General features: G+C 72.0%; 5 protein-coding genes and 1 pseudogene. 3 read left to right on the top strand and 3 right to left on the bottom strand.

Going from position 1 to position 4666, the window contains the following annotated elements; all coding sequences use genetic code 11:
• Positions 1 to 365 precede the first annotated feature (365 nt).
• Positions 366 to 1808: an MFS transporter gene (locus tag ACIQOV_RS28420; protein ID WP_401053286.1), complete on the top strand. Its 1443-nt coding sequence runs from the start codon at positions 366 to 368 to the stop codon at positions 1806 to 1808.
• A 25-nt stretch (positions 1809 to 1833) separates the two neighbouring features.
• Entirely contained in the window at positions 1834 to 2490 is a 657-nt protein-coding gene (locus ACIQOV_RS28415) for a TetR/AcrR family transcriptional regulator (protein ID WP_401053284.1), read from the top strand.
• 736 nt (positions 2491 to 3226) lie between these two features.
• Here ACIQOV_RS28415 and ACIQOV_RS28410 read toward each other — a convergent pair.
• The 3 genes from ACIQOV_RS28410 to ACIQOV_RS28400 form a co-directional block, all read right to left on the bottom strand.
• Positions 3227 to 3355 carry a hypothetical protein gene (locus tag ACIQOV_RS28410; RefSeq protein WP_401053282.1) on the bottom strand — a complete coding sequence of 43 codons (129 nt, stop codon included), beginning with the start codon at positions 3353 to 3355 and terminating at the stop codon, positions 3227 to 3229.
• Between the two features lie 371 nt (positions 3356 to 3726).
• Positions 3727 to 3864, bottom strand: coding sequence for a hypothetical protein (locus ACIQOV_RS28405; protein ID WP_401053280.1), 138 nt, complete (start codon positions 3862 to 3864; stop codon positions 3727 to 3729).
• Between the two features lie 89 nt (positions 3865 to 3953).
• Entirely contained in the window at positions 3954 to 4079 is a 126-nt protein-coding gene (locus ACIQOV_RS28400) for a hypothetical protein (protein WP_401053278.1), read from the bottom strand.
• A 150-nt stretch (positions 4080 to 4229) separates the two neighbouring features.
• Between ACIQOV_RS28400 and ACIQOV_RS28395 the strand changes: the two are divergent.
• Positions 4230 to 4666, top strand: a pseudogene (locus tag ACIQOV_RS28395) (hypothetical protein); the annotation flags it as partial.

Genomic DNA, 4666 nt, shown 5'->3' with positions numbered 1-4666 from the left:
GGCAGGGCACCGGCGCGACCCGCAACCCCCTCGGCGTCCTGCCCCGGCCCTGTCCACCGCCTACGCCCTCGCGCCGGCCGTCGTTGGCACTCAGCCCTTCGCCGAGGTCGTTGGCACGGTCGCCTACGTCCAGTGATACGAGGCTGCGGGCCGCGGAGGCCCTCGAGGCGCATGTCCGGGCGTTCTTCGCAGGGCATTCGGTGGAGGTCGTGGACTACGCCTTGGGCCGGAGCGGCGAGAAGTGCTGGTCGGCGTCCGCGTGCGAGCGTCGAGTGGAACCGACTATGCGGAGTCCATTCTCCGCTTCTGCTAGCCTCGATGCGGAATTGAATCTCCGCTTACGTGTTCCGCTGGAGCCCACACCCATGCCCCGAACAAGCACCAAACGCCCCCACCACAACCTGACCTTCGCCGTGCTGCTGCTCGGCGTCGGTGCGTTCTCCCTGCTGCAATCGCTGGTGGTCCCGGTCCTGCCGACCCTGATGGAGCGCCTGCACACCACCCAGGACACCGCGACCTGGCTGATGACCGGCTACCTGCTGTCCGCCTCCGTGGCGACCCCGATCCTGGCGCGGATCGGCGACAAGGTCGGGAAGGAGCGGATGCTGATCGTCACGCTCGTCGCCCTGGCCGCCGGGTCCGCACTGGCCGGCGCTTCCCACTCCGTCGGTCCGATGATCGTCGCGCGGATCATCCAGGGCACGGGCGGTGCCGTGGTGCCGCTCGCGTTCGGCATCATCCGCGACGAGTTCCCGCCCGCCAAGGTCCGCAGCGCCGTCGGCGTCACGGCCGCGCTGACCGCCGTCGGCGCCGGGCTCGGCCTGATCCTGGCCGGGCCGATCGTCGACCACCTGGACTACCACTGGCTGTTCTGGGCGCCGATGATCCTCGTCTGCGCCGCCGCGATCGCCACCTACCTGTTCGTCCCCGAGTCCCCCGTGCGCGTCCCCGGCCGGATCGACTGGCGTGCCGGGCTGCTGCTCTCCGTCTGGCTGGTGGCCCTCCTGCTCGCCGTCAGCGAGGGGCAGAAGTGGGGCTGGGGCTCCCTGCGGATCATGGGCCTGTTCGCCGCCGCGGTGGTCTTCGCCGGCTACTGGATCGTGACCGAGCTGCGCTCGGACAACCCGCTGATCGACATGCGCGTGATGCGTATCCCGGCCGTCTGGACCACCAACCTGGTCGCGCTGCTCTTCGGCATCGGGATGTACACCTCGATGACCTTCCTGCCGCAACTGGTCCAGACACCCGAGCACCTGGCCGGCTACGGCTTCACCGCGAGCGTGACCCGGTCCGGGATCTACATGCTGCCGATGACGGGCGGCATGTTCGCCCTCGGCGTCCTGGCCGGCAAGCTCGCCGCCCGTCACGGCTCCAAGCGCGTGCTGATCGCCGGCAGCCTGATCACCATCGCCCCGTTCGCGATGCTCGCCCTGCGGCACGACCACGCCTGGCAGATCTACACCGCCTCGGCCCTGATCGGCGTCGGCCTCGGCCTCGCCTTCTCCGCCATGTCCGCCATCGTCGTCGAGGCCGTCCCCCCGGCCCAGACCGGCGCGGCCAGCGGCATGAACGCCAACATCCGCACCATCGGCGGCGCGATCGGCAGCGCGGTGGCGGCCAGTATCCTGTCCTCCGGGGTCACGGCCACCCACCCGTTCCCCGACGACTCCGGCTACACCAGTACCTTCTGGTTCCTGACCATCAGCGCCGGGCTCGCCGCCGCCGCCTCCCTCGCCATCCCGACGGCCCGGCGCCGCCGGAGCGACCACAGCGTGGGATCGCCCCGGCTCACGACGGTGAACCGGTGACCGAGCACGAGGACCGGACCCCGCGATGACCACCCCCCACCGGCCCGCACCTGCCAAGCCCAAGGCCCTGCGCCGCGACGCGGCTCAGAACCGGGAGAAGCTGCTGCGGGCCGCGTGGGAGGTCTTCGCCGAACTCGGCCCCGACGCCGGCGTCGAGGAGATCGCCGCCCGCGCCGGCGTCGGCATGGGCACCCTCTACCGCCGCTTCCCCACCAAGGAGTCCCTGCTCGCCGCGCTCAGCGACGAGATCCTCGACTCGATCCTCGACTGCTTCCGCCGCGCGGCCGAACAGCAGCCGGACGACCGGGCCCTGGAACAGGCACTCTGGGACACCGGCACGGTGCTGGCCGTCCGCCACGGCTGGCTCACCCGCCTGTGGGCGGCCATCCCCCCGGAGGCCGACGAACGCCGCACGGAACTGCTCGGCCTGGTCGACGACCTCCTCACCCGCGCCAAGCGCACCAGCCGGGTGCGCGAGGAGATCACCCGCACCGACGTGTACGCGAGTCTCCTCGCGCTGCGCGTCCTCATCGACGACACCGAGGGCCAGGTACCCGGTGTCTGGCGCCGCCACCTCGCCATCGTGCTCGCCGGCTTCCGACCGGCCGCCGAACCCCTCGCCCACCCCGCCACCGACGACACCCTGATCCGCGCCAACACACCCAAACGCCACCTGGAATGACCCGTCACCACACCGAATGGCCCCACCGCATCCCACTCCTCGTACTGAAACGATGAGTTGGGCAGGGTGGTGGTGGCTTCGCCGAGCACGCGCCGCCATTCCTGGACGGCCACCGCAGCCCGGAGTGCGGCGGCCCCGTCACCGGCGTCGGCGTGCCGGTCGGCGATCCGCAGGTCGTCCTGAGCGGCGGCCGGGGCCGGTCGATCTCGGGCACGGTCATCCCGGCCACCCGACGGCGGATGCGGGCGGAGACGGCGCCGAGCAGGCCATACTCCCGGCCTCCGGTCCATCCGTGTTCGCGTCATGGTCATCATCGTCATGATCGGCCTCGGCTGAACTACGGCGCCCCGCAAGCCGCTGCCCGACTCGCCGAACGCGCCCGCGCCGAGAGCACCGGCATCCCCACCGCCGCAGCCACCCTGGCCCGCCGCCGTGTCCGCCCGCGTTCAACGGCCGGACAGCAACTCGCCCGACATCGACTTCGCGATGCCCAACTCCACCCGCGCAGCCGCCGACGAGCACACGCACCTGGACCGCTGGTACCAGCGCCTCAACGGCCCGGCACACCCGCTCCGGTTGCCCAGTGGACTCCTGCGCCACATCCAAGCGCTCCGACCCGAGGACCCGCGCCGGCCCACCGGCCGGCGAACTGCCGACGGCTCGGAGCAGCAGTGGGCGTTCGAGCTCATCTGCTACCGGGGAACGTCCTTGCCCCACGACCGAGTGGTCAGGCTGCTCACCGACGTTCGGGCGGCTCCAGACCCGGGCCGGCGGCGGGCCGCGCCCCGGCGAGGGGTTCCAGGTCCAGCTCGCCGCGGCCGGCGTGCGGGATGGTGGCCCCGCAGCCGAGTTGCGTATTGAACACGTTCAAACTTGATGGGCGGGACCCGCTCCGGGATCCGCTCCGAACTCGGCCAGGGGGACACGTGACACCGGGAAACGGTGTGGATGTGGCGTCGCGCGCAGTGATCACTGTGCCCACAACCTGGGCGACACTGATCGCGCTCCTTCTCCTGCCGACGCTGCTGCCGAATCGATGGCCGTACTACATCTACTCACCCGCCAGCGTCGCACTGTGGATGCTGTCCATGCTCGTCGGTCCGGCCGTGGCATGTGTCGGCAACCGGCAATGGATCCGCCACGGCGTATGGAGAGCCGCAGCCGGCGGAAGCCGGACCTGACCCAGCGGATCCGCCGCCGTACGCCGTCGATCACCCGAGCTGCGCACTGCGCTGTTCAGCCGGCAGGACCGATGTAGATCCACATGCCGATGTAGAGCGCGAACACGATCCCCGCCAGGGCGGCGAGAGCCATCACGGTCCCCAGGCAGCCCTTCGCCAACCTCTTGTCGAGCACTCCGGTCCCCCGTCTCACGTCGTTCCACCACGTTAGGAGTGCGACTCGGGCCGGCGCCTGAGTAGCCGTACTCAAGCGGGCACGGGAGTTGGTGGCGAGGCCGTCCGTCACGGGCTGCGCAGGACTGCGACGACCTTGCCCAGGACGGTCGCGTTGTCGCCGACGCCCTGCTGGCCCGCCCGGCCCCGGACATCGCCCGCCCGCCGGCCGACGGCGACCTCACCACCGCCCACCGCCGCCTCGTCGAGGCGCTGCGCCCGCGCTGGGGGTCGTCGCGCATCCTTGCGACCGGAGGTTTCGTCGGCCCCACCCTCGACGACGACAGCGGGCTGCCGCTGGCCGCCCCGTTCGCCGGGCGCCTCGCCGAGCTGTGCGGGTGGGCAGTGGGCGAGCGCTGGATCGGCTGCGGGATCGTCCGGGACAACGACGACGGCGCGTCGCACCTGGTCGCGGTGACGGCCCGCCGGGCCGACCCGGCGGCGGCCTTCCTGCCCGCCGGGGACACGGAGGAAGGGGCTGACGTGCCGGGTGACCGCTGGGTGCGGCGGCTCGCCGCCGCGACGCGCAGGCCGCAGTCGCGACTGTGGCCCGTCGACTGGTCGTCGGCCGAAGCCCGGCTCGGCACCGCCCTGCCCGCCGACTACCGGCGCCTGGCGGAGCACTTCGGCCCCGGCACGTTCGCCGGCTTCCTCGACCTCTCCCTGCCCGGCCCCCCGCCCGGCCGCGACGACCCGTTCCCGCGTTTCCTGTGCCTCGTCGAGCAGGCCCTCCGCCTTGCCGAACTCGCCGCCGACCCCGGTATCGCCGACCTCTACCGCCC

Origin of the sequence: Kitasatospora sp. NPDC091257, from assembly GCF_044757675.1 — a bacterium.
Taxonomy (GTDB): Bacteria; Actinomycetota; Actinomycetes; order Streptomycetales; family Streptomycetaceae; genus Kitasatospora; species Kitasatospora lactacystinica.
Note: the sequence above shows the minus strand (reverse complement) of the source record. Positions and strands in the feature narration are given on the sequence as shown.

What these genes read in the sequence shown, in the direction of transcription:
- ACIQOV_RS28420 (WP_401053286.1), top strand. Translation starts at nt 366, where the DNA reads ATGCCCCGAACAAGCACCAAACGCCCCCACCACAACCTGACCTTCGCC.
- ACIQOV_RS28415 (WP_401053284.1), top strand. Translation starts at nt 1,834, where the DNA reads ATGACCACCCCCCACCGGCCCGCACCTGCCAAGCCCAAGGCCCTGCGC.